Annotated in this window: 3 protein-coding genes; all 3 read left to right on the forward strand. The window is 64.1% G+C overall.

Annotated elements, in window-relative coordinates:
• Positions 1-150 precede the first annotated feature (150 nt).
• Positions 151-1,383: a tyrosine-type recombinase/integrase gene (locus tag V5F77_RS28400; RefSeq protein ID WP_429008409.1), complete on the forward strand. Its 1,233-nt coding sequence runs from the start codon at positions 151-153 to the stop codon at positions 1,381-1,383.
• Positions 1,380-2,345: a tyrosine-type recombinase/integrase gene (locus V5F77_RS28405; protein WP_429008410.1), complete on the forward strand. Its 966-nt coding sequence runs from the start codon at positions 1,380-1,382 to the stop codon at positions 2,343-2,345. The genes V5F77_RS28400 and V5F77_RS28405 overlap by 4 nt, the downstream gene beginning before the upstream one ends.
• A partial coding sequence (locus tag V5F77_RS28410) for a tyrosine-type recombinase/integrase (protein ID WP_429008411.1) occupies positions 2,338-2,981 on the forward strand: 644 nt, incomplete at its 3' end. The genes V5F77_RS28405 and V5F77_RS28410, both read left to right, overlap by 8 nt.

Below are 2,981 nucleotides of genomic sequence, written 5' to 3' on the forward strand. Positions count from 1 at the left end.
GATTATGACCCGTTCGAGATTATGGAGAGCTGAAGTCCGCTGGCTCTCGTCGATAGAATGTGCGCCGGGCACTCATCCCGCGCACGTTCTTTTGATCTGCACATAATACTGCGCTTCAACTCGACCTCCCAACAAACGGAGATCAGAGTGATGCCCACACCTTCCCGGCTTCAGTTGCGCACAGCCGACCCTGCCAACGTGCTTGCGCCCTTCCTTCGGAGCTACAGCGAGTATTTCGAGGTGGCTCGATACAGGTCGAAGCAGCGCCGCTACTTGGCGAGCATCGTCCACTTCGGGCAGTGGCTTCGGGCTGAGGGCTACGCGGCGACGAACATCAGCGAAGCTGTGATTGCCCGATTCCTGTCGTGCCATTTGCCTCGTTGTGACTGCCAGCGCCCGGTGCCGCTCGGCCTGATCGAGAACAGAGCGGCGCTCAACCATCTGGTCCGCCTGTTACGCACTCAGGGCATCGTCACCCCTCCGGCCGGCGACGAGATCACGCGAGAGCTTGCGCATTTCGACACGAAGATGACGGAGGTCTGGGGACTGTCCGAAGGCACACGCGATCATCGCATCCGGATCATCCGGCGCTTGCTGAAGGCGCAATTCGGCTGCCGACCGATCGAAGTTGCACTGATCACTCCCGCCGCGATCCGTCGCTTTGTCCTGGGCGAACTCGATTGGAGTCCGAGCACGATCCGCGTCATGGGTGGCGCCGTCCGGTGCTACTTTCGGTATCGCGAGTTGCTGGGTGACGACGTTGCCCACCTGCTACGCGTTGTACCGCGCCCGGCATGTTGGCGAGATGCCACGCTGCCGATAGGGCTCTCGCCCGACGAGTTGGAGCAGCTCTTCGGAGCGTTCGATGCTCCCTGTCCGTCTCGCCGCCGCGGCTATGCCATCGTCCGCTGCCTGACAGACTTGGGCCTGAGAAGCAGCGAGGTCGTCAAGCTGAGCCTCGACGACATCGACTGGCAGGCCGGAACGGTCACGATCGCCGCCGGTAAAGCACGACGAGCCGACGTGCTGCCGCTGCTTACTACAACCGGCGCGGCCATAGCGGACTACCTCATGCACGAGCGGCCGAAGACCACTTGCCGCGCGGTCTTCGTGCGCCATGTCGCTCCCCTCGGCGAGCCGGTCGGCCGGCGTGTCGTTCAGAAAGCCCTTCACGCCGCCTATCGGCGGCTTGGCTGGGATCGCACCCGCGTCCACGTCCTGCGACACACGTTAGCGAGCCGGTTGATTAACGCCGGAACGCCGATGAAGCAGATCGCCGACGTTCTGCGCCACCGCAGCATCGTGACCTCGGCCACGTACACGCGCGTCGACGTCACACGCCTCTCGGCGGTGGCGCTCCCTTGGCCGGGGGACGTGGCATGAGCGGCCCGCACATCATGCTGGCGTTGGCGGAAGCCTACCTCGCCGAGCGTCGTTCCCTCGGTTTCAAGTTGGACCGATCGGGCAGCCTCACGTTGGCCTTTGCCCGCTTCGCCGACGCGACCGGCCATATGGGGCCGCTGACCGCCGCCGTCGTGCTGCGGTGGGCACGGGAGAAAGCACAGCACCCCGACCCCTTCACCTGGGCGGGGCGCGTCAATGTGCTGCGGCCATTCGCGCGTTTCCTGGCGGACCGCGATCCCGTCACCGCGTTCCCGGAAGGATCCCCCTTCGGCCGCTCGCATCGCCGGATCCCCCCGCACATCTACACGCCAGCGGAGGTCGAAGCACTGATCGCCGCCGCAGGGCGGCTGTCGCGAACAGGCGGCCTGACCCCGGCGACTTTCACGACGCTTTTCGGCTTGTTGGCGACCACGGGACTGCGGATTTCCGAAGCGCTGCGCCTGTGCTGCGGCGACATCGACGACGAGCAGGAACAGATCACTGTCCGCCACTCGAAGTTCCAGCGGACCCGGCTTGTCCCTCTGCATTCAACTACGGCCGAGGCTTTGCGCGCCTATTTTCGCATACGGGCCAGATACGGCGCGACCGATGCAGTCGCGCCATTTTTCCTGTCCGAGAAGACCGGCGGTGCGCTTCATTATCAAAGCGTCAGGAGGGTTTTCGTCGGGATCTCGGCCGAGCTTGGCATTGCCGCTCGCGGCGGCCATCGGCAAATACGAATCCACGATCTGCGCCACACCTTCATCTGCCGCCGTCTGATGCTGTGGCAGGAGAATGGCGACAACCTCGGCAATGCCATGATGGCGCTCTCGACCTATGTGGGGCACGTCAACGTCGGTGACACCTATTGGTATCTGCAGGCAGTGCCGGAACTGATGGCGATCGCTGGCGATCGCTTTGAGGCGTTCGGCGCGAAGGTCGGGGAGGTTCGTCATGGCTGATCCGAGCCTGCACCCGTCGTTTCCGGCGCTGCTACAGCACTTCTTCGTCGATTATCTGCGGCAACAACGTGCTGTTAGCCCGTGCACGGTCGCGGCCTACCGCGACACATTCCGGCTGCTGCTCGCCTTCGCCCAAAAGACAACCGGCAAAATGCCCACGGATCTCGAGCTCGGCGACCTTGACGCGGCGCTGATCCTCCGATTCCTCGATCATCTCGAGCGGGATCGCGGCAACAGCGTGCGAAGCCGCAACGCCCGCCTATCGGCGATCCGTTCGTTCCTGAAGTATGCCGCGCACCAGGATCTGACGGCGCTGGCCACCATCGAGCATAGCTTGGCCATCCCGCAAAAACGTCACGACAAGGCCGTGCTCGGATTCCTAACCAGGCCGGAGATGGACGCGATCATTGCGGCACCGGACCGGCATAGCTGGGCCGGGCGGCGCGACCAGGTGCTATTCGCCGTCCTCTATAATACGGGCGCGCGGGTGTCGGAGGTCATCAACCTGCGGATTGGTGACGTCGTTCTCGATGTGTCGCCGGTGGCGCACCTCAATGGCAAAGGGCGGAAGCGGCGCAGCGTTCCGCTCTGGAAAGCGACGGCTGCCATCGTCCGACCGTGGGTGCGCCAGCTCGC

The organism is Roseixanthobacter psychrophilus, assembly GCF_043195195.1.
In the GTDB taxonomy this organism is placed as follows: Bacteria; Pseudomonadota; Alphaproteobacteria; order Rhizobiales; family Xanthobacteraceae; genus NCEH01.